The 21,348-nt window shown below is 64.3% G+C and carries 21 protein-coding genes and 1 tRNA gene; 15 read left to right on the plus strand and 7 right to left on the minus strand.

From position 1 onward, the window contains the following. Positions 1-107 precede the first annotated feature (107 nt). From pyk to rplT, 5 genes are all read left to right on the plus strand, one after another. A complete protein-coding gene (pyk, locus tag G0P99_RS10835) occupies positions 108-1,553 on the plus strand; it encodes a pyruvate kinase (RefSeq protein WP_164129653.1) in 1,446 nt (481 codons plus the stop codon). 29 nt (positions 1,554-1,582) lie between these two features. Then, entirely contained in the window at positions 1,583-1,807 is a 225-nt protein-coding gene (locus G0P99_RS10840) for a hypothetical protein (protein WP_164129655.1), read from the plus strand. Positions 1,808-1,882: 75 nt separating this feature from the next. Next, the gene (gene murA / locus G0P99_RS10845; RefSeq protein WP_164129657.1) at positions 1,883-3,193 is read left to right on the plus strand and encodes a UDP-N-acetylglucosamine 1-carboxyvinyltransferase; all 1,311 of its coding nucleotides are present in this window, start codon (positions 1,883-1,885) and stop codon (positions 3,191-3,193) included. Positions 3,194-3,317: 124 nt separating this feature from the next. After that, positions 3,318-3,518 (plus strand): 50S ribosomal protein L35, encoded by a 201-nt coding sequence (gene rpmI / locus G0P99_RS10850; protein WP_011049279.1) that lies wholly within the window; start codon positions 3,318-3,320, stop codon positions 3,516-3,518. A 15-nt stretch (positions 3,519-3,533) separates the two neighbouring features. Then, positions 3,534-3,899 (plus strand): 50S ribosomal protein L20, encoded by a 366-nt coding sequence (rplT, locus tag G0P99_RS10855; RefSeq protein ID WP_011049278.1) that lies wholly within the window; start codon positions 3,534-3,536, stop codon positions 3,897-3,899. Positions 3,900-4,031: 132 nt separating this feature from the next. Here rplT and G0P99_RS10860 read toward each other — a convergent pair whose 3' ends face one another. Both G0P99_RS10860 and G0P99_RS10865 read right to left on the minus strand, forming a co-directional pair. Further along, on the minus strand, positions 4,032-5,207 hold the full coding sequence (locus G0P99_RS10860) for an adenylate/guanylate cyclase domain-containing protein (RefSeq protein WP_239059770.1): 1,176 nt from the start codon (positions 5,205-5,207) through the stop codon (positions 4,032-4,034). 115 nt (positions 5,208-5,322) lie between these two features. After that, positions 5,323-5,925, minus strand: coding sequence for a pyridoxamine 5'-phosphate oxidase family protein (locus tag G0P99_RS10865; RefSeq protein ID WP_164129659.1), 603 nt, complete (start codon positions 5,923-5,925; stop codon positions 5,323-5,325). Positions 5,926-6,047: 122 nt separating this feature from the next. Between G0P99_RS10865 and G0P99_RS10870 the strand changes: the two genes are divergently transcribed. The 4 genes from G0P99_RS10870 to G0P99_RS10885 all read left to right on the plus strand — a co-directional run bounded on the left by G0P99_RS10870 (position 6,048) and on the right by G0P99_RS10885 (position 10,858). Beyond that, complete coding sequence (locus tag G0P99_RS10870) at positions 6,048-6,764, plus strand: helix-turn-helix domain-containing protein (RefSeq protein WP_164129661.1); 717 nt, start codon at positions 6,048-6,050, stop codon at positions 6,762-6,764. Between the two features lie 104 nt (positions 6,765-6,868). After that, positions 6,869-7,942, plus strand: a complete 1,074-nt coding sequence (gene pheS, locus G0P99_RS10875) for a phenylalanine--tRNA ligase subunit alpha (RefSeq protein WP_164129663.1) — start codon at positions 6,869-6,871, stop codon at positions 7,940-7,942. Positions 7,943-8,018: 76 nt separating this feature from the next. Further along, on the plus strand, positions 8,019-10,415 hold the full coding sequence (gene pheT / locus G0P99_RS10880) for a phenylalanine--tRNA ligase subunit beta (protein ID WP_164129664.1): 2,397 nt from the start codon (positions 8,019-8,021) through the stop codon (positions 10,413-10,415). 2 nt (positions 10,416-10,417) lie between these two features. Then, entirely contained in the window at positions 10,418-10,858 is a 441-nt protein-coding gene (locus tag G0P99_RS10885) for a GNAT family N-acetyltransferase (protein WP_370462755.1), read from the plus strand. On the opposite strand, the gene G0P99_RS10890 is transcribed toward G0P99_RS10885, so the two are convergent. Continuing rightward, positions 10,855-11,751 (minus strand): LysR family transcriptional regulator, encoded by an 897-nt coding sequence (locus G0P99_RS10890; protein ID WP_164129666.1) that lies wholly within the window; start codon positions 11,749-11,751, stop codon positions 10,855-10,857. The two genes, G0P99_RS10885 and G0P99_RS10890, sit on opposite strands and share 4 nt — an antisense overlap. An 84-nt stretch (positions 11,752-11,835) precedes the next feature. Between G0P99_RS10890 and G0P99_RS10895 the strand changes: the two genes are divergently transcribed. From G0P99_RS10895 to G0P99_RS10905, 3 genes are all read left to right on the plus strand, one after another. After that, on the plus strand, positions 11,836-12,468 hold the full coding sequence (locus G0P99_RS10895) for a class I SAM-dependent methyltransferase (protein WP_164129669.1): 633 nt from the start codon (positions 11,836-11,838) through the stop codon (positions 12,466-12,468). A 64-nt stretch (positions 12,469-12,532) separates the two neighbouring features. Further along, positions 12,533-12,982: a YtoQ family protein gene (locus G0P99_RS10900; RefSeq protein ID WP_164129672.1), complete on the plus strand. Its 450-nt coding sequence runs from the start codon at positions 12,533-12,535 to the stop codon at positions 12,980-12,982. Positions 12,983-13,055: 73 nt separating this feature from the next. Beyond that, on the plus strand, positions 13,056-14,213 hold the full coding sequence (locus G0P99_RS10905; RefSeq protein WP_164129674.1) for a CynX/NimT family MFS transporter: 1,158 nt from the start codon (positions 13,056-13,058) through the stop codon (positions 14,211-14,213). A 6-nt stretch (positions 14,214-14,219) separates the two neighbouring features. On the opposite strand, the gene G0P99_RS10910 is transcribed toward G0P99_RS10905, so the two are convergent. Continuing rightward, the gene (locus tag G0P99_RS10910; RefSeq protein WP_164129676.1) at positions 14,220-14,921 is read right to left on the minus strand and encodes a glutathione S-transferase family protein; all 702 of its coding nucleotides are present in this window, start codon (positions 14,919-14,921) and stop codon (positions 14,220-14,222) included. A gap of 246 nt (positions 14,922-15,167) precedes the next feature. On the opposite strand from G0P99_RS10910, the gene mscL reads away from it, so the two are divergent. The 3 genes from mscL to G0P99_RS10925 all read left to right on the plus strand — a co-directional run bounded on the left by mscL (position 15,168) and on the right by G0P99_RS10925 (position 16,748). Further along, on the plus strand, positions 15,168-15,599 hold the full coding sequence (gene mscL, locus G0P99_RS10915; protein WP_164129678.1) for a large conductance mechanosensitive channel protein MscL: 432 nt from the start codon (positions 15,168-15,170) through the stop codon (positions 15,597-15,599). Between the two features lie 79 nt (positions 15,600-15,678). Beyond that, positions 15,679-16,485 (plus strand): mechanosensitive ion channel family protein, encoded by an 807-nt coding sequence (locus G0P99_RS10920; protein ID WP_164129680.1) that lies wholly within the window; start codon positions 15,679-15,681, stop codon positions 16,483-16,485. Positions 16,486-16,671: 186 nt separating this feature from the next. Further along, positions 16,672-16,748 (plus strand) — tRNA-Met (locus tag G0P99_RS10925). A gap of 107 nt (positions 16,749-16,855) precedes the next feature. Here G0P99_RS10925 and G0P99_RS10930 read toward each other — a convergent pair. The 3 genes from G0P99_RS10930 to G0P99_RS10940 are packed head-to-tail and all read right to left on the minus strand — an operon-like array spanning position 16,856 to position 21,343. Further along, a complete protein-coding gene (locus G0P99_RS10930) occupies positions 16,856-18,739 on the minus strand; it encodes an alkyl/aryl-sulfatase (protein WP_164129681.1) in 1,884 nt (627 codons plus the stop codon). Between the two features lie 40 nt (positions 18,740-18,779). Then, complete coding sequence (locus tag G0P99_RS10935; RefSeq protein WP_164129683.1) at positions 18,780-19,607, minus strand: TauD/TfdA family dioxygenase; 828 nt, start codon at positions 19,605-19,607, stop codon at positions 18,780-18,782. A 50-nt stretch (positions 19,608-19,657) separates the two neighbouring features. Continuing rightward, the gene (locus G0P99_RS10940; protein WP_164129685.1) at positions 19,658-21,343 is read right to left on the minus strand and encodes an FAD-binding oxidoreductase; all 1,686 of its coding nucleotides are present in this window, start codon (positions 21,341-21,343) and stop codon (positions 19,658-19,660) included. Positions 21,344-21,348 lie beyond the last annotated feature (5 nt).

Consider the following 21,348-nt stretch of genomic DNA (forward strand, 5'->3'; position numbering starts at 1 on the left):
TCTAGTTTGTCGCAGGTGTAGGGCAGTTGCCTGCAAAAGGGAATTGGGCCATAACGGGCCTGCTATATGTTTGCGGTAACAATCTTGAGGCAAAGGAGTTGTGGGGCATGCGTCGCCTGAGAAAAGTAAAGATCGTGGCAACGCTGGGACCGGCGTCGGACACTTACGAGATGATCCGTGCCCTGCACGAGGCGGGCGCCGACGTGTTCCGCCTGAACATGAGCCACGGCACTCATGACGAGATTCGCGCCAAGCACGAGATCATCCGCCGGGTGGAAAAGGACCTCGATAGCCCGATTGCCATCCTGGCCGATCTTCAGGGCCCCAAGCTGCGGGTCGGCACCTTTGAGAATGGGTCCGAGGACCTGGCCGAAGGCGCGGCCTTCCGGCTCGACCTCGATCCGGCGTCGGGCGATGCGGCGCGTGTCTGTCTGCCCCATCCCGAGATTTTCCAGGCGTTGGAGGCCGGGTCACATCTGCTGGTCAATGACGGCAAGATCCGCCTCAAGGTTCTGGAGTGCGGCCCCGACTTCGCCGATTGCACCGTCATCACCGGCGGCACCATTTCGAACCGCAAGGGCGTGAACGTGCCTGACGTCGTGCTGCCGCTGGCGGCACTGTCGGAAAAGGACCGCGACGACCTGGAATTTGCCTGCCAACTCGGCGTTGACTGGCTGGCGCTAAGCTTTGTGCAGCGCGCCCGCGACGTGTTCGAGGCGCGCACGCTGGCCGATGGACGCGCCGCGATCCTGTCGAAGATCGAGAAACCCGCCGCGGTCGAGGAGTTTGACGCCATTCTCGATGCCTCGGACGGGATCATGGTGGCGCGCGGTGACCTGGGGGTGGAACTGCCGGTCGCGGCGGTGCCGCCCATCCAGAAACGGCTGGTGCGCCGCTGCCGCGCCGCCGCAAAGCCGGTTATCGTGGCCACCCAGATGCTGGAAAGCATGATCGAAAGCCCGATGCCCACCCGGGCCGAGGTGTCGGACGTGGCCACCGCCATCTACGAGGGCACAGACGCCATCATGCTCAGCGCCGAATCTGCCGCCGGTCACTACCCGATCGAGGCGGTGCGGACCATGGACAAGGTCGCTATCGAGGTCGAGGCCGACCCCACCTATACCCAGATCATCGCCGCTTCGCGCACCGCCAAGGGCAGCACCATCGCCGACGGGATCGTCGCCGCCGCCCGCGAGATCGCCGAGAAAACCGATATCAAGGCGATCTGCTGCTTCACCCAGTCGGGGACTACCGCCTTGCTGACCGCACGGGAAAGACCGGGCGTACCGATCATCGCCATGACCTCGCTGCTCGACACAGCCCGCAGGCTCTGCCTTAGTTGGGGTTGCCATTGCGTGATCACGCCACAGCTTGAGCGGTTCAAGGGTGCAGTGGTCAATGCCGCACGTGCGGTGCGGGCAGGCGGGTTCGCGTCGGAAAAGGATCAGATCGTGGTGACGGCGGGGGTGCCCTTCAACGTGCCGGGCACCACCAACATCCTGCGTGTCGCGCCCTGTGACGAGCGTTTGATCTATAACACCGACCCGGGTTAACCTGAGGCTGACCGAGGGAGGAAGGGATCATGGACGCAGACACGCTCTTTGTCATGGGGCTGGTGCTTGCGGCCCTGTCCATCCCGGCCAGCGTATCGGCCTATAGCGAAGGGCGCCGCCCGGTCGCGGGGCTGGTCTCGATGGCGGTGTCGGTCGGCATGATGGTCTATGCCAGCCGCTGGCGCCCCGGCGGCTATGCGCTGGCAGACATCCCCGAGGTCTTCTTTGGCGTCGTCGCCCGGATGATACCGTGAATTCGGCATCGGGCGTCTTTTCACCCGGCAACGCGCCTGCTAGGGCGGGCAGATAACAAGGCAGGAGCAACAGGCATGGCCGTATCGCACCCAAAGGAGCGGATCGAATACATCGTCGAAGGCGGGCGGCGCCTGTCTGGCACGATCTCGCCGTCGGGCAACAAGAACGCGGCGCTGCCCATCGTTGCCGCCGCCCTGCTGACCGAACATCCGGTGATCCTGACCAACGTGCCGCGCATCCGCGATGTCGAGGCGCTGGTCACCCTGATCCGCTCTGTCGGGGCCGAGGCCGAGTGGACCGGCCGCAACGCCCTGCGTATCCATGCCAAGGAATTGCGCCCGGCCGCACTCGATCCCGATCTCTGTTCGCGCATCCGCGCCTCGATCCTGCTGGCCGGCCCGATGCTGGCGCGCTGTGGTCAGATCACCCTGCCGCCGCCGGGCGGCGACGTGATCGGACGCCGCCGCATCGACACGCATTTTCTGGCGCTGCGCCAGCTGGGCGCCGAGATCGAGCTGAACGACGCCTATGTGCTGACCGCGCGCGATCTGGTGGGCGCCGACGTTTTCCTCGATGAACCCTCGGTCACCGGCACCGAAAACGCGCTGTGTGCCGCCGTGGCGGCGCGCGGCACCACCGTGCTGCGCAACTGCGCGTCCGAGCCGCATGTGCAGGATCTGGCGCATTTCCTGATCGCCATGGGCGCCGAGATCGAAGGCATCGGCACCAACTGCATGACCATTCATGGCGCTCACAGCCTTGGCGCGGTCGAACACCGGATCGGACCCGATCATATCGAGGTCGGCTCGCTCATCGGCCTGGCCGCGGTCACCCGCTCTGACCTGCGCATCGCGGGGGCAGGGGTGGAACACCTGCGCTCGACCCTGATGGGGTTCGAACGCCTCGGCATCCGCTGCACCACCGAGGGCGACGACCTGCTGATCCCGGAGAACCAGGAGATGCGTATCGTTCCCGATTTCGGCGGCCACGTGCCCAAGATCGAGGACCAGCCCTGGCCCGCCTTTCCGGCTGACACCATGTCCATCGCCATCGTCACCGCCACCCAGTGTGACGGCATGGTCCTGATGTTCGAGAAGATGTTCGAATCGCGGATGTTCTTCGTCGACAAGCTGATCGCCATGGGCGCCCGCATCGTGCTGTGCGATCCGCACCGGGCGGTGGTCTCGGGCCCGGCGAAACTGCGCGCCGCCCGGATGGAGAGCCCAGATATCCGCGCTGGCATGGCCATGCTGATCGCCGCCATGGGGGCCGAGGGGACCTCGATCATCAACAACGCCCAGCAGATCGAACGCGGATACGAGCGGATCGACGAGCGGCTGAACGCGCTGGGCGCCCGGATCACCCGCAACCCGCCCCGCGACTGACGGCCTGCGGCCAAAAAGGGCTTGCCTCCCTCCCGCTTTCTGCGTAAACGGCGCCTCTATTCGCGCGACCGGCCGGTGTGGCATGCCGAGTCGCGCGCAAACCGAACCCAAAAAGGAGACGGAAATGCCCAAGATGAAGACCAAGTCGAGCGCCAAGAAGCGCTTCAAGGTGACCGCAACGGGTAAAGTCATGGCAGGTCAGGCCGGCAAACGCCACGGCATGATCAAGCGCACGACCAAGTTCATCCGCGACGCCCGTGGCACCACCACCCTGTCCGCCCCCGACGCCAAGATCGTCAAGGGCTACATGCCCTACGATCGCTAAGAGGAGATTTGAGAGATGTCCCGCGTTAAAGGTGGAACCGTAACCCACGCCCGTCACAAGAAAGTCCTCAAGGCCGCCAAAGGTTACTATGGCCGCCGCAAGAGCTCGTTCAAGGTGGCGACCCAGGCCGTTGACAAGGCCAACCAGTATGCAACCCGCGACCGCAAGGCCCGCAAGCGGAACTTCCGCGCGCTGTGGATCCAGCGGATCAACGCCGCCGTGCGCAGCCATGACGAAGCGCTGACCTACAGCCGCTTCATCAATGGCCTGAACCTGGCTGGCATCGAAGTAGACCGCAAGGTCCTGGCCGACCTGGCCGTGCACGAGCCCGAAGCCTTCGGCGCCATCGTCGCCCAGGCCCAGGCCGCCCTGGCCGCCTGATACCTCGCATCAGACGAGAGACAGTGAAGGAAAGGCCGCCCCTCGGGGCGGTCTTTTCGTTTTCGGAGAAGGGTGGCTCATCTCGGCGGCCGCCTGGTTCCGGCCTTCAAGGCGCGAAAGCGAAGGTATGCCTCAAGAGGCGTTTTCCCGAAGGCCGAAGATCTCGACCGTATCCTTCAGTCCGCGTACCGCATGCCGACCCCGCGAAACGAACAGGTCGCTTGCATGCCGCGCCACCGACGCCGTGGCCAGAACCGGGGCGTCGACGGCCTTGGTCAGCCCCTCGACCCGGCTGGCGACATTGACCGCGCCGCCAAGCACGGTGAAATCCAGCCTGCCCTGGCTGCCGATATTGCCATAACTGACCTGACCGGCATTCAGACCGATGCCGACCTCCAGCGCCCCCTTGCCCTCGGCGGCGCGCCGCCCGTTCAACACAGCGAGCCCGGCAAGCACAGCCTGCGCTGCCAGAGCGGATTGGCGGCATCGCTCGGCCGTTTCCGCAGAGCCAGAGATCGGGAAGACCGACAGAACACCATCACCCATGAACTTGAGCACATCACCGCCGTTTTCCTCAACGGATTGCACGACCACTTCGAAATAGCCGTCCAGCGCGTCGAATACGTCCTGCTCGCTTTGCGTATCGGAAAAGGCCGTGAACCCCCGTAGATCGGAAAACATGATGACGGCCTCAAGCGTGCTGCGTTCACTGCGCTTGATGGCGCCGTTCCAGACCGCCTTGGAGGGGCCATCGCCCAGATATGTGCGCAACAGGCTCTGGGTGGACTTGCGCATGGTGATCGGCTCCAGCGCCGAGGACAGTCCTGGCTTTACCGCTTCGATCAGGGCCAGATGCTCGGGTGAAAACCCATCCTCGACCCGCGTCGCAAAGGTGCAGCCGTGCTGCGAACCGTCTCCATAGTCGAGCAAGGTCGCATAGTAGTCCGTCCCGCCCTCGGCTGCGAACTCCAGGTACGAGACATGGTCGCGCGACGGGTCCAGGTCGCGCAGGCTTTTGTGCAGGGGGCGCTGGTTTTCCAGAATGTATTCAAACGCGCTGCCGATATACCCGTCGGTCAGCATCCGCGCATGTGTCACATCATAGACCTCTGTCCCGTCCGGCGTCCAAACCACGCCCCAGGCGATCAGCAAGGGATTGGCAAAGCGTTGGCCTATGTTCACGCGCCAGAGCGGGACACCGGCAGTGACCAGCGTCGCGCAGAAATGCGAGACAATTCCGACCGGATCACCCGACCGGCGCCCGGTCGTCATCATCCAATTGTTGAGTGCGGCAGCCGCTTCCATCATCTCTGACTATCTCACGGCGAGATTGAAGCAAAGCCTCATCGGCGCGGCACAGTATGACGTCGACATCAGGCTCGCGGATGTCGTAACCCGTGTTGCCCCGCTGGCCGCGCGCCTCTCACCACATCCGCGGCTTGGCATATTCGGCATAGCCCGCGTCATACTCCTCGGCGGCGAAACCGGCGTCCTGTTCGCGCAGGAACTGGCCCGCCGTCGGCACCAGCCCGCTCTCGTCGCCGCGCGTCCATAGGCCCGAGCGCATCAGCGCCTTTGCGCATTGGAAGTAAAGCTCTCCCACCGTGACCACGATGACCGTCGCGGGTTGGCGCCCCTTGCGTTCGAAACTGGCGCGGGCCTGGGTGTCGGCGGTCAGAAAAGCGGTGCCGTTCACCCGCACCACGTTCTGGCAGCCGGGCACCATGAACATCAGGCTGACCCGGTTGTCGCGCAAGATGTTGCGCAGGCTGTCGATCCGGTTGTTGCCGCGCCAGTCAGGCAGCCACAGGGTGCTGTCATCGACGATGCGCACCACAGGGCCGTCATCGCCGCGCGGGCTGGCATCGGTGCCTTCGGGGCCGACCGTCGACACCACGCAGAACCGCGATGCCTCGATCCATTGTCGATAGAGCGGGCTTAGCCGGGTGCGAACCTTGGTCAACGAGGCGGGCACCGCCGCGTCATAAAGGGTTTGAAGCTCGGTCATCTCGGTGATGGGGCGCATCGGCATCTCCTGTTGCATCTGCCCCTGTGATATCTTGTCCTTTTCAAGGAATGAGGTCAAAACCTTTGCAAATGGGCCAAACTGACAACCAGATCCAACTTCGGGACTCCTCGGCGGATCGCGTGCAATCCCTGCCGCACGAAGTGGTCGGTTATGCGCGCGACTATCCTGTCGGCTATGTCTCTACCTGGCACCGGCACCCCCGGCATCAGTTGCTTTACGCGATCTCGGGCCTGATGATGGCCGAGACCGAGGCGAACTCCTATGCTATCCCGCCCGGTTATGGGCTGATCGTTCCGGCAGAACAGCCGCACGAGACCCGCATGGTTGGGGCGGTGCTTCTGCAATCGCTCTATGTCCGTGCGGATCTGCCGGGGGCAGAGGCGCTGGCCCGATGCCGACTGGTCACGGTCTCGCCGCTGCTGGCGCAGCTGATCGCCGCGCTCTGCGGGATGGGTAATCCCTGGCCGATGCCGCCCCGCGCCCTGCATCTGAGCCAGCTCATCCTGATCGAGCTGCTGGCCGCCCCGGTCTCGCCCCTGGCGCTGCCTTACCCTGCGAATCCGCGTCTGCGCCGGGTTTGCGACGCGCTGATCGCCACGCCCGCCAGCCCGCGCAGCCTGGATGACTGGGCCACCGAAGCGGGGATGAGCCGCCGCACCTTCAGCCGCCATTTCCAGATGGAAACCGGCGTGAGTTTCGGCAAATGGGCACAGCGGCTGCGCTGTCAGGCGGCGTTGCGCGGTCTGGCCCAGGGCAGGCCCGCCGCCCGCGTCGCCCGCGACCTGGGCTATGCGAATGCCTATACCATGGCGGCGATGATGCGGCGCATCACCTAACTGGCCGCGTTATCCCGGTAACAGCGGGGCCAAACCACCCGGCCCGTCTTGCAATCGCGCCCATTGGCCGATAGCAGGTTCCGGAGCAATTTCAGGGGACCGTCATGGACGATCTTAAAGCCAAATATCTGGGCCAGATCGCAGAGGCCGCCGACGAGGCCGCGATCGAGGCGATCCGTGTCGCCGCCGTGGGCAAGAAGGGCGAGATCGCCCTGATGATGCGCGAACTGGGCAAGATGACACCCGAGGAACGCCAGACCGCCGGTCCGGCGCTGAACGCGCTCAAGGATGAGATCAACAGCGCGCTGGCCGCCAAGAAGGCGGCGCTGGCCGATGCCGCGCTCGACGAGCGTTTGCGCAGCGAATGGCTCGACGTGACGCTGCCCACCCGGCCGCGCCGTCAGGGCACGCTGCACCCGATCAGCCAGGCCAGCGAGGAACTGACCGCGATCTTTGCCGAGATGGGTTTCGCCGTCGCCGAAGGGCCCCGGATCGAGACCGACTGGTACAATTTCGACGCGCTCAACATCCCCGGCCACCATCCGGCGCGGGCCGAGATGGACACGTTCTATATGGCGCGGGCCGAGGGCGACAACCGCCCGCCGCATGTGCTGCGCACCCATACCTCGCCGGTGCAGATCCGCTCGATGGAGTTGCAGGGCGCGCCCATTCGCGTAATCTGTCCGGGCGGCGTGTACCGCGCCGACTATGACCAGACCCACACCCCGATGTTCCACCAGGTCGAGGGGCTGGCGATCGACAAGGGCATCTCGATGGCGAACCTGAAATGGACGCTCGAGGAGTTCGTCAAGGCGTTCTTCGAGGTGGATGATGTCGAACTGCGGTTTCGCGCCTCGCATTTCCCCTTCACCGAACCCTCGGCCGAGGTCGATATCCGCTGTTCCTGGGAAGGCGGCCAGTTGAAGATCGGCGAAGGCGATGATTGGCTGGAGATTTTGGGGTCCGGCATGGTGCACCCCAAGGTAATCGCTGCCGGCGGCATCGACCCGGATGTGTACCAGGGCTTTGCATTCGGCATCGGCATCGACCGTCTGGCGATGCTGAAATACGGCATCCCCGACCTGCGCGCCTTCTTCGATTCTGACCTGCGCTGGCTGCGCCACTACGGCTTTGCCGCGCTGGACATGCCGAACCTGCATGGCGGTTTGAGCAGGTAACACCGGACTTGGCCGGTCTGCGCGATGCAGGCCGGACTTCACAGACTTGCTGCATTTGCCCGACGAGGGAAGAACAATGAAATTCACACTCTCCTGGCTGAAAGACCACCTCGACACCACCGCCAGCGTGGACGAGATCGCCGAGGCGCTGACCGATCTTGGGCTCGAGGTCGAAGGCATCGAAAACCCCGCCGCGCGGCTGGCCGGATTCACCCTGGCCCATGTCAAATCGGCCCAGCAACACCCCGATGCCGACCGTCTGCGCGTCTGCGTGGTGGAAACCAACGAGGGCGAGAAACAGATTGTCTGCGGCGCCCCCAACGCGCGCGAAGGCATCACCGTGGTGCTGGCGAAACCGGGCGACTATGTGCCCGGCATCGACGTGACCCTCTCGGTCGGCAACATCCGGGGCGTCGAAAGCCACGGCATGATGTGTTCCGAGCGCGAACTGGAACTTTCCGAAGAACATGACGGCATCATCGAGCTGCCCTCGGGCGAGGTGGGCGAGCTGTTCATCGACTGGCTGGCCGAGAATGACCCGGCCAAGGTCGACCCGGTGATCGAGATCGCGATCACCCCCAACCGCCCCGATGCGTTGGGCGTGGCGGGCATCGCCCGCGACCTGGCCGCGCGCGGCCTTGGCACGCTGAAAACCCGCGCCTATGCGCCGGTGCCGGGCGATTTCGACTGCCCGATCAAGGTCACCATCGACGAGGATACAAGCGACGGCTGCCCGCTGTTCACCGGCCGGCTGATCCGCGACGTGCGCAACGGCCCCAGCCCGCAATGGTTGCAGGACCAGCTGCGCGCCATCGGCCTGCGCCCGATCTCGGCGCTGGTCGATATCACCAACTACATGACCTATGACCACAACCGCCCGCTGCACGTCTTTGACGCCGACAAGGTCAAGGGCAACCTGCGCATCCACCGCGCGGCGGGGGGCGAGACGCTCAAGGCGCTGGACGAGAAGGAATACACCTTCCAGCCCGGCATGATGGTGATCTCGGACGACGAAGGGGCCGAGAGCATCGCCGGTATCATGGGCGGCGAGGCCACCGGCTGCACCGAGGAGACGGTGAACGTCTTCCTCGAAAGCGCCTATTGGGACAATGTGCAGATCGCGCTGGCGGGCCGGGCGCTGAAAATCAACTCGGACGCGCGCTATCGTTTCGAGCGCGGGGTCGATCCGGCCTATACGCTCGAAGGGCTGGAACACGCGACCCAGATGATCCTCGATATCTGCGGTGGCGAGGCATCCAATGTGGTGATCGCGGGTGCAGAGCCCGATCATTCCCGCGCCTACAAGCTGGACGCCGAGCGGGTGCGGTCGCTGGTCGGCATGGACATCCCCGAAAGCGAGCAGCGCCAGACGTTGACGCGCCTCGGCTTCCGGCTCGAAGGCAACATGGCGCATGTGCCCAGCTGGCGCCCCGATGTGCAGGGCGAGGCCGATCTGGTCGAGGAAGTGGCCCGTATCGCGTCGCTGACCAAGCTGGTGGGCAAGCCGCTGCCGCGTCTGACCTCTGGCGTGCCGAAACCGGTGATGACCCCGCAACAACGCCGCCTGTCGATGGCGCGCCGCACGGCGGCCTCGCTGGGTTACAACGAATGCGTCAGCTACACCTTCATCGACCAGGCCTCGGCGGCGCTGTTCGGTGGCGGCACCGAGGCCACCATGCTGGAAAACCCGATCTCGTCGGAAATGAGCCACATGCGCCCCGACCTGTTGCCGGGTCTGCTGGCTGCCGCCGCCCGCAACCAGGCGCGCGGTTTCGCCGATCTGGCCCTGTTCGAGGCGGGTCCTGTGTTCCATGGCGGCGAGCCGGGTGAGCAGCGGGCGCAGATCGCGGGCCTCTTGGTCGGCCGTACCGGGCCAAAGGACGTGCACGGTGCCGCGCGCGCCTTCGATGTCTATGACGCCAAGGCCGATGCCGAGGCGGTGCTGGCCGCGATGGGCGCGCCCGCCAAGGTGCAGATCCTGCGCGGGGCCGAGGGCTGGTGGCATCCGGGTCGCCATGGCCGCATCTGCCTGGGCCCGAAAAAGGTGCTGGGCATCTTTGGCGAGCTGCACCCGCGCGTGTTGCAGGCAATGGATGTCAAGGGACCGGCGGTGGCTTTTGTCCTCTGGCCCGAAGAGGTACCGCTGCCCCGCAAATCGGGCACCACGCGCGAGGCGCTGGCGCTGCGCGACCTGCAAGCGGTCGAGCGTGACTTTGCCTTTGTGGTCGATGCGGGTGTCGAGGCGCTGACGCTTGTCAATGCCGCCGCCGGTGCCGACAAGGCCCTGATCGAGGATGTGCGCGTCTTTGACGAGTTCATCGGCGGTTCGCTGGGCGAGGGCAAGAAGTCGCTGGCCATCACCGTGCGCCTGCAACCGACCGAGACCACGCTCAAGGAAAAGGACATCGAGGCCGTCAGCGCCAAGATCGTCGAGAAGGTCGCCAAGGCCACCGGCGGCATCCTGCGCGGCTGACCGTGACCGGACTGCCAACCCCGACCAGAGCCGCTCCGGATGACGAGGCGGCTTTGATCTTTTTGATCGAGGCCGCCTACAGGCGCTATGCGCAACAGGGATTGGTATTGCCGGACATGACATCCGGTCTGGATGCGGAAATCGCCGCGGGGCGGATCTGGGTCACGCGCGGGCAGGGTGGTCTGACCGGTTTTCTGAACCTTTCAACAGCGGCGCCGTCAGCGCATCTGATCAATGTCGGCGTTGACCCCGCCATGCGTGGAACCGGGCTTGGCGGGACGCTGATCCGGTTTGCCATCGAAACGGCACGACGGGCGGGCTGCAATCGCTTGTGCTTGGCCACCCATCCGGCCATGTCGGGTAACCTGGCGATGTACCGGTACTTGGGGTGGCAGGTCAGTTCGACCTCGCAGTCTAAAGTGACCCTGGAGCTTTTGCTCTAACCCTTGCCGGACTCGGACAGGTATTCCGCCAATATGTCGAACACCAGCCGGATGCGCCGGCTGGTGTGTACCTCGCGATGCGCGGTCAGCCAGACCGGGAATACCAGCGGGTCCATCTCTGGTAACACCCGCTCCACGTCTTCGGTCAACGCGGCCACATCATCGCCCATCGGTGCGATGCCGAAACCCTGCCGCACGTAATCCCAGGCCACCACCCCGCTTTGCGAGCCAAGGCGGAAGTTCGCGCGCGTCAGCGGCAGGCCAATCGGCGTCAAATGGCCGAGCATCTCGGTGACATCGCCAAAGGCGATGAAATCATGCGTCGCCAGATCAGCCTTGGTCACTGGCCGCCCGCGCCGGTCGAGATAGCGGGTGGCGGCATAGAAATGCGCCGTTGCCTCGCGCACCAGCCGGGCGATCAGGTCGGGCTGCTCGGGGCGCACATGGCGGATGGCAATATCCGCCTCGCGCCGCATCAGGTCGCGGATATCGTTGGCCGCGATCACCTCGATCTCCAGCCGGGGGGCCTGGTCGCGGATGCGGCGCAGTGCCTCGGGCAGAACATAGGATGACATCACGTCGCTGGCAGTGATCCGCACGCGCCCCTCGATGGATTGCGCCTGGCCCGAGGCTGCCAGCGCCACCCGGTCCGCCGCCGCACCCATGGCGCGCGTATGTTCCAGCAGGTCGGCCCCCGCCTCGGTCAGCACCAGTGTCCGCCCGATCCGTTCGAACAGCATTACGCCCAGATCCTGCTCCAGCGCGGCCACCTGCCGACTGAGGGTCGGCTGTGTCAGGTCCAGCCGCCGCGCCGCAGCCGACAGAGACCCCGCCTCGGCGGTTTTCAGAAAGGCGCGGATATGGTTCCAGTCCAGCTTGGTCAGATCGCTCATGCATTCCTGTATAAGCAAACTGCGTATTTCGGCAATTTCTAATGGCTCTGCGCATATCTATTCTGCCGGCAAAAGGAGACACCCATGGTTGACAGCGTCACATTCTGGAACCGGATCGCCGAGAAATACGCCCGCACCCCGATCGCGGACATGGCATCTTATGACTATACGATCGAACGCACCGCGGCCCACCTGAACCCGGGCGACCGGGTTCTGGAACTGGGCTGCGGCACCGGCACCACCGCCTTGCGGCTGGCCCCGAACGTGGCCGAGATCGTTGCCAGTGACAGCGCCCCGGCCATGCTGGCGGTCGGGCGGCACAAGGCGGCGGAACAAGGCGTGACCAACATGTACCTTGTCGAGGCGGCGGCAGAGAATCCACCCGAGGGTCCGTTCGATGCAGTACTCGCCTTCAACCTGCTGCATCTGGTCGACGATCTGGATGCAAGCCTTGCCGCGATCCGCGACCGGCTGATACCCGGCGGGCTCTTCATCTCGAAAACCTTCTGTGTCGGAACCGGTCGAAACAGTTTCAAGCTCTACGCGATCCGTCTGGCCCTGCCGGTGATGCAACTCTTGGGCAAGGCGCCGCCCGTGCGCTTTCTGACCGAGGAACAGTTGGACCGGGCCGTGATCCGCGCCGGGTTCGACCTGATCGAACAGGACAGTTTCCCGGCCAAGGACCCGCGCCGCTTCCTTGTCGCCCGTCGCCGCTGACCGGCCGGGGTTGCCCCCGCCAGCCCCTGACCCTAGGGTCGGGGCCAGCGGAAAGGAGGCCCTGATGACCCTCAAAATCTACCTCTCGGGCGAGATTCACACCGACTGGCGCGAACAGATCGTGGCGGGTGCCAAGGGGCTGGATGTCAGCTTTGCCAGCCCGGTCACCGACCATGCCGCAAGCGACGATTGCGGTGTGGCGATCCTGGGTGCCGAACCCAATAAGTACTGGCACGATCACAAGGGCGCCATGGTCAACGCCATCCGCACCCGCAAGAGCATATCCGAGGCGGATGTGGTCGTGGTCCGCTTTGGCGACAAGTACAAGCAGTGGAACGCCGCTTTTGACGCGGGCTATGCCGCCGCGCTGGGCAAGTCGATCATCGTGCTCAGCCCGCCCGAACACCAGCACGCGCTGAAAGAGGTGCACGCTGCTGCGCTCGCCGTCACCGAGACGCCCGCGCAGGTGGTCGCCGTCTTGCGGTATGTGCTGACCGGGACCTTGCCCGCCTGACCCTCACGCGATTTTCGTTGACGGACAACGGATTATACTGATGCTGGTTGCATTTGCTGTCGGAGGGGGAACGATGGCGTTGCACTGGCGTATTCTTATCCTGCTGTTTCTGGTGCGCTGCACCATGGCCTTTCAGTTCGCGACCATCGGCGGCATCGGTCCGGTGTTGTCTGACACTTACACGCTGGATATCGCCGGGCTCGGCTGGATCGTGGGGCTCTATTTCCTGCCGGGCGTGGTGGTCGCTTTGCCGGGCGGCGGCATCGCCCGCCGGTTCGGTGATGAAAGGGTGATCCTTTACGGCCTGGCGCTGATGATGGCGGGGTCGTTGATCATGGCGCTGCAACCGCCGTTGAGCGTGTTCAGCGCCGCCCGGCTGATGGCCGGTATCGGCGGCATCCTGATGAACGTCCTGATGAGCAAGCTGGTGCTCGACTGGTTCGCCAATCGCCAGATCGCAACCGCCATGGTGATCTTCATCAACTCCTGGCCTGCCGGTATCGGCCTGTCGCTTGTGGTACAGCCTTGGCTGGCGGCCCAGGGTGGCGTTGCCCTGCCGTTCGCGGTCGAAACCGGCCTGATCGCGACGGCCCTGGCCGCCTTTTTCCTGTTCTATCGCCGCCCCGACACAGCGCCCGTCACCACAGGCACGCCTGCCCGGGCCGTGCCGCAGGGCGCTATTCTTGGCGCGGTGCTTGTTGCCGGGTTCTCTTGGGGCGCGTTCAACGCCAGCCTCGCCGCCTTGTTGTCTTTTGGTCCCACATCGCTTGTCGACAGGGGGATGTCGCTGGAACTGGCGGGCCTGTCGATCAGCATCGTTTCCTGGACAGTTGTCGTGACCGGTACATTCGGCGGTTGGCTGACAGATCGCACCGGGCGGCCCGCGACGGTGCTGTTGACCGGCCTCAGCCTCTTTGGCCTCGCCCTGTTCCTGTTTCCCCGCGTCCCGCCGATGCTGATCACCATGGCCTTGATCGGTCTCTTGTCGGGCATACCGGTCGCGGGATTGATCAGCCTGCCCGCCCGCGTTCTGAAACCCGAACAGCGGGCCATCGGCATGGGCCTGTTCTACACCGTCTATTACGCCTGTTTCGCGATCCTGCCCGGTCTGGGCGGCAAATGGGCCGAAAGCGCCGGAACTGTGTCCGCCGCTTTCGAATTTGCCGCCTTTGTCATCGTGCTGGCGATACTGGGCGTATTTGTCTTTCTACCCCTGTCGCGCCGGGTCTGATTGGGATCACCCCTCGCGCGCCGGGATCGTCAGCCCGCGCTGCACCGCAGGCCGCGCCAGGAACCGGTCGAGATAGGCCACGACATTTGGGAAACCGTCCCAGCCCAGAACCTCGCGCGCGCCGTAATAGTCGAGCCCCCGCAGCCAGGGGGCGATGGCGATATCCGCGATCGAGTATTCGCCCGCGATCCAGTCCCGTGTCGCCAGCTGCCCGTCTAGCACCGCCAGAATCCGCCGTGCCTCGGCGATATAGCGGTCACGCGGGCGCGGATCCTCGATCTCGGCTCCGGCAAACTTGTAGAAAAACCCGAGCTGGCCGAACATCGGCCCGACCCCGCCCATCTGGAACATCAGCCATTGCACGACGCGCGCCTTGTCTGCGGCGGTCTCACCGATGAAACGCCCGGTCTTCTCCGCCAGGTACAGCAGGATCGCACCGCTTTCGAACAGCGCCAGCGGCTGCCCGTCCGGCCCGTCCGGGTCGATGATCGCGGGGATCTTGTTGTTGGGGTTCAGCGACAGGAACTCGGGGCTTTTGACATCCGCGTCCGACAGGGTGACGGTATGCGCCTCATAAGGCAGGCCCAGCTCCTCGAGCAGGATCGAGACCTTGATCCCGTTCGGCGTGGGAAAGGAATAGAGCTGCAACACGTCAGGGTTTTGCGACGGCCAGCGGCGGCTTACGGGGAATTCGTTGAGATCGAACATGGCAGGGGGCTCCTTATCCCGGATTCGCGTTGCCTCAAGCTAGGGGTGCGGGCCCGCCGGTTTAAGGCCCCGGTCTGTGCGCCGGTTTCATACGGTCTGTGCCCTGACGAACACCGCCCGGGTCCGGGCGCCGGAAAAGCTATACCCGGAATGCGAAATTTCCCCGTGATTTATGGGCGCCAGCGGTTAATCCTGCGCTGGGCCAGAGTGCCCGCAACAAGAATGGAACATCCAGGGGAACGGAACATGCTCAAGGAATTCAAAGCGTTCATCGCCAAGGGCAACGTGATGGACATGGCGGTCGGCATCATCATCGGCGCCGCCTTTACGGCAATCGTGAAATCGCTGGTCGACGACCTGATCAACCCGATCATCGGCCTGTTCACCGGCGGGGTGGATTTTACCAACAATTTTGTGGTGCTGGGCGGTGACGGCGCCGCCTACGACTCGCTCGCCGCCGCGCGCGAGGCTGGGGCCTCGGTCTTTGCCTACGGCGCTTTCTTCATGGCGGTGATCAACTTCCTGATCATTGCCTGGGTGGTGTTCCTGCTGGTCAAGGCGGTGAACCGGGCCAAGGACGCGGCTGCCAAGGAAGAGGCCGCGGCTGAACCGGCTGCCCCCGCAGGGCCCTCGGAACTGGATGTTCTGCTCGAAATCCGCGATGCTTTGAAGCGCTGATCGCCACACAAGCCACGGGGCCGCTCTCCGGGCGAGGGCGGCCCCAAGTTTTTGGCCAAAGTCTTACAGAGGGAAAACAATGCAGGAATACATGGATCAGGCCCATATGCTGTGGCCGCTGGTTCTGAACGCGGGCAAGGCGCTTGTCGTTCTCATCGTCGGCTGGATCGTCGCCGGAGCGGTGGCGGGCATGGTACGCCGGCGGATCAACGCGACACCCCATATCGACCCGACACTGGGCAATTTCCTGGCCAGCACCGTCAAATGGGGCATCCTGGCCATAGTGCTGGTTGCGGTCCTGGGTATCTTCGGCATTCAGGCCACCAGCATCGTGGCTATCCTGGGCGCCGCCTCGCTGGCCATCGGGCTGGCGCTCCAGGGAACGCTCAGCGATCTTGCCGCAGGGGTCATGCTGGTGATCTTCCGGCCCTACAAGCTTGGCCAGTATGTCGATATCGGCGGTACCGCGGGTACGGTGCGCGACCTCAACCTCTTCACCACCGAACTGGTCACCCCGGACAATGTCCAGATCATCATGCCCAACGGCAAGGCCTGGGGGTCGATCATCATGAACTTCTCCGCCCATGACACGCGCCGGGTCGATCTGGTGTTCGGCATCGACTACGGCGACGATGCCGGCACGGCGATGAAGATCATAGAAAAGACCGCGCGCGCCAATTCCCGGGTTTTGTCCGACCCCGAGCCCTGGGTCCGCGTCACCAATCTGGGCGACAGTTCCGTCGATCTCACCGCCCGGCTCTGGTGCAAGGCCGACGACTATTGGGAACTGAAGTTCGAGTTGACCCGCAAGATCAAGGAAGCCTTCGATGCGGGCGGCATTTCGATTCCCTATCCGCACACAGTCGAGATCAAGAAAAAGGGCTGATCCCCCTGTGGGGCAGGCTTTTCTTTTCGCTTCAAATACTCCGGGGGAACCGCCGCTTGTGGCGGTGGGGGCAGCGCCCCCGACCCTCGGAGACACCCGAAAACCGGTCGGGAAAATTTTGCCGGACATGCCCCGGAATCCGTTTGACACCGCCGCCGCGCTTGGGTAGTCACCGCCCGTGGTTGCGGCGTGATAGCTCAGTTGGTTAGAGCACAGCACTCATAATGCTGGGGTCGGCGGTTCAAGTCCGCCTCACGCTACCACCCTCCCTCCTTTCGGAACCAGCAGTCGGGCAACGCCTAGCCGCGTTTGCGCTGTCGAGCCCGCTCCGGTCTTCGGACGCCCGGTCGCTCGGACCAGTTTGCCAAACCTACGGCGTGACGATCGCAAAATTCGGATCGAACTCGTCCATCGCGCCGAACAATGCCGTCAGTCGGGTCACGTCGCCCTCCAGACGCAGCGCACCCTCACCGGCCAATTCCTGGACCGAGGCGATACGCCCAAGCAACTTGAAAAACGCCACTTCGGTCAGCCGCAGGGTCAGGTCGGCCCGACCGTCATGGTACGTTGTGTTCGCCAGCACGCCGTTCTGCGCGGAAAGACGGTGGCTTTGCCCCTTGTCGGTGAAATCCAGCAGCACGGAGAAGTCGCCGTCGGTCTTCTTGGCGTTGAACTTCACCCCGAGGAAATCCAACGCCATTCCGATGCCCATGTTAAACAGTACATCCGGGTTCGAGGTATTGACCGTCGAGGGGCGGATGCCCTCGCGCAACTCCTGCGCCCCCAACAGGAATATGTTGCGCCATGTTCCGGCCTCGGCCTGATACCCTATCTGTTCCAGGGTATCGGCCTGAAGCTTGAGCGCCGCCGCGTTCTGCGGTTCGGCAAAGACCAGCTTGTTCAGGATCTCGGCCCCCCAGCGATAATCGCCCGCGTCATAGGCACGCTGCCCTTCGGCCAGCACCGCCTCCGCGCCGCCCATGGCGCGCACCAGCCGCGTGGCGCTTTCTGCGGGCGGCAAGGCATCGTAGGTCGACGGGTTGCCGTCCCACCAGCCCAGATAGAACTGGTAGACCGCCTTGATGTTGTGCTTGAGCGTGCCGTAATAGCCGCGACAGGCAAAATCGTGCCGCAACCCCTTGGGCAGCTCCAGCATTTCGGGGATCTCGTGGATCGTATGGCCATGATTGGCCAGCCGCAGCGTCTCGTCATGGATAAAGCGATAGAGATCGCGTTGCCGGGTCAGGAAGCCGCGAATGCGCTTGGTGCCCCATTGCGGCCAGTGATGCGAGGCAAAGATCAGGTCGGTCCGCTCGGCAAAAAGCGCGATCGACTCGTCGATGTATTTGGCCCAGCCCAGGGTATTGCGGATCTCGGCGCCGCGCGGGGTCAGGATGTTGTGCATGTTATGCGTGGTGACTTCCGAGGCGCAGAGCGCCCGGAACTGCGGAAAATAGAACATGAACTCCGAGGGCGCCTCGGAGCCGTTAGCCATCTGGAATTCGATCTCGACCCCGTCGACAACCCGGGTTTCCCCGGTCCGGTACACCGTGTCTGTGGGCGGGATCAGGCTGATCGAACCGGCGGCCACCGCCGGGCCAAGTCCACAGCTGGCATGCCCCCGGGGACCGGCGTCCAGCCCCATGCCGAACTGGTACTGCGCGCGCCGGTTCATGGCATTGCCCGCCAGCACGTTTTCGGAAATCGCATATTCCATGAACCCGTCGGGGGCGATGATGGGCACCTTGCCCGCCGCCACATCCGCCTGATCGACGACACCGCGCACGCCGCCGAAATGGTCAGCATGGGAATGGGTATAGATCACCGCCACCACCGGACGTTCGCCCAGATGCCGGTTTGCCAGCGCCAGCGAGGCGCGCGCGGTTTCCACGGTCAGCAGCGGGTCGATGACGATCCATCCGGTGTCACCCGCGATCAGCGTCATGTTCGAGATATCGGCATTGCGCACCTGATGGATACGTGGATGGATGGTGAAAAGCCCGTGAAGGGCGCTCAGATGCCCCTGCCGCCACAGGCTGGGGTTCACCGTATCGGGCGCTGCGCCCAACATGAACTCATAGCGTTTCAGGTCAAAGGCGATCTTGCCCTCGGCCCCGGTGATCGCGTCTTCCTCGAAGGTGGCGACAAAGCCGCGGCTGGCGTCCTCGAAATCCTGCCGGTCACCAAAGTTCAGCAGGTCCAGCACGGCCCGGTTGGCGGCGGCGGTATGGTCGGTTGCGGGGTTTTTGCACATTGGAAACCTCCTTGTCGGGATCGGCGATGCGGCGAGAGGCTCAGGCGGCGCTCAGGGCGCAGCCTTCGATGGTGATGCGGTGCATGTAGCGGCGGTACCCGTGATAGTCGTTGATCGCCTTGTGCCAGGTCGAACGGTTGTCCCACATGGTCAGATCGCCCTCGCGCCAGCGCACGCGGCACTGGAATTCCGGCTGCTGGCAATGCTGGTAGATCCCGTTCAGGATCGCATCGGATTCGGTGGGGGACATCCCGTCGATACGGGTGGTGAACTGCGGATTGACAAACAGGCAGGGGCGCCCCGACAGCGGATGCCGGATCACCATCGGGTGTTTCACATCCGGCTCGGGCATGGCGTTTTCGTTCAGCCGCCCCTCTTCCCGGGCCTTCTTGGCCGCCGGGCTGTTGACAAAGACATGATAGGTGCCGTGCCAGGCCTCCAGCCCCTCCAGCATTTTCTTGAACCGGTCCGACAGGGCGTCATAGGCCGCCGCCATCGAGCTGAAGGCAGTGTCGCCGCCCACCGGCGGCATCTCTCGGGCGCTCAGGACCGAACCCAGCGCCGGCTCGGCGTCATAGGAATGGTCGGTATGCCAGACCTCACCGATCGCGCCTGTCTGGTCCTTTTCCTTCAGCACGATGGCAATGTTGGGATGGGTATCCAGCGGGGTGAAGAACCGGTTGATGTTGATCTTGCCGATCGCCTCGGCAAAGGCGATGTGCTCTTCCGGCTCCAGATGCTGATCGCGGATCGACAGGACCGAGTATTTGGCAAAGGCGTCCTTGATCCGGGCGACATGCTCGGGGTTGCGCACATCCGCGTTATAGATATCGGCGCCCAGCGCGGTGGTCATGGGTAGGATTTCCATTGCCTTCTCCTTGCTTGTCCTTGGTGCCCGGTTCCGGGACGTTTGAGGTGTCATTCGGATGGTTGCGTCATCAGCACGCCGCGCCGACCGACCTGCCGGTTGTCGGGGTCGATCAAGACGCCGGGATTGAGGATGCCCGCTGGGTCGAGGCGGCTTTTCATCGCGGCAATTGCGGCACGCATCAGGGCCGGGCTTTGCGCCTCATAGCCGCCACGATGATCGCGACCCACCGCGTGGTGATGGGTGACCGTGCCACCATGCGCGGTGACGGCGGCGTTCGCGGCCTGTTTGATACTGCGCCAGGCCTCCAAGGCTCCGGTCATGTCGCCGGGTGCGCCGCCATCGCAGTAGAATGTAAAATAGGGCGCCGGGCCATCAGGATAAACATGGGTAAAGCGGCAACTCAGCCGTCCCGGTTTGCCTGTCGCGCGTTTGATCGCGGTGCCGACATCGGCCATGACGTTGCGATAGAAATCCTCGAACCTGTCCCAAGTGATCGCGGATTCGAACGTGTCTACGATGACACCCAGCCGGGTCAGGCGGTCGCGGTAATACGGCATGCGGATAAAGGACTCGCGCCAGGCGCCCGCCGCGCCCTTGCGGTGTTCGTCGCCGCCCATGAGTGAGGCCGCCACCGCTTCGGCATCCCAGCGTCCGCCGTGATCGGCCATCAGTTCCACGGCCCGCTCCATCCACGGGTCCAGCGCGTGATCCGCGCTCTCAAACCCCAGGACCAGCGTCGCGCTCTTGCCGTCGCCGATGCCATAGGCCGCAACCTCGGCCTCGTCGAGCAAGCGGCAGTTCGTCGGGTAGAGCCCTGACTGAGACAGCGCGCGCACGGCCTTGGCGGCGCTGAAGAAACTGTCGAACCGCACCGAAGCCGAGGCGCGGAACCGCGGGCGGTCCTGCAAGCGCATCCAGGCCTCGGTGATGAGCCCCAGGTTCCCTTCGGACCCCAATACCATACGGTCGCCGGATATCCCGGCCCCCGAGCCGGGCAGGCGCCGGGTCTCCATGATGCCCGCTGGTGTGACCATCCGGGTCGCCTCGACCAGATCATCGATATGGGTCATCAGCGTGGCATAATGCCCGCCCGCACGGGTGGCGATCCATCCGCCCAAGGTCGAGAATTCAAAGCTTTGCGGAAAGAACCGCAGCGTCAGACCATGTGGGCGCAGCTGCTCTTCCAGTGCCGGACCATAGGTACCGGCCTGAATGCGCGCGGTGCGGCTCAGGCTGTCGACCTCGAGGACGCGGTCGAAATTCTGCATGTCCACGCAAACCGTGCCGCGATAGGCTGGCCCGACATCGGGCTCGACCCCACCGCAAACGCTCGACCCGCCGCCATAGGGGATGACCGCGATGTCATTCGCGCTGGCCCAGTCGAGAAGCGCCGCGATCTGGCCTTCGGTCCTTGGGAATGCGACCAGATCGACCGGTTCCGGCACATGGCGCATCACCATGCGGATATTGTCGGCAGTGCTTTTGCCATAGGAATGCGACAACCGGTCATGGGCGCCGTCGGACATGATTTCGGCAAGGCTTGCCGGAGGTGTCACGCGCGGCGCCCGCAGCTCGAATTCCGCAACCTTCGGTTCCGGCGCGATGGTGGCGGGGTCGCGTCGGAATGCGCGCGCTATACCGTCGATCAGCGCGGTCTCGGGTTGGGTCAGGGTAAAATCCATCCGGCCCCAGCCCCAGAACGAGCGATTTTTGTTTTCCGTCCGGCCTTGCATCGCGC

This window comes from Ruegeria sp. PrR005 (assembly GCF_010500245.1).
Lineage (GTDB): Bacteria > Pseudomonadota > Alphaproteobacteria > Rhodobacterales > Rhodobacteraceae > Ruegeria_B > Ruegeria_B marisflavi.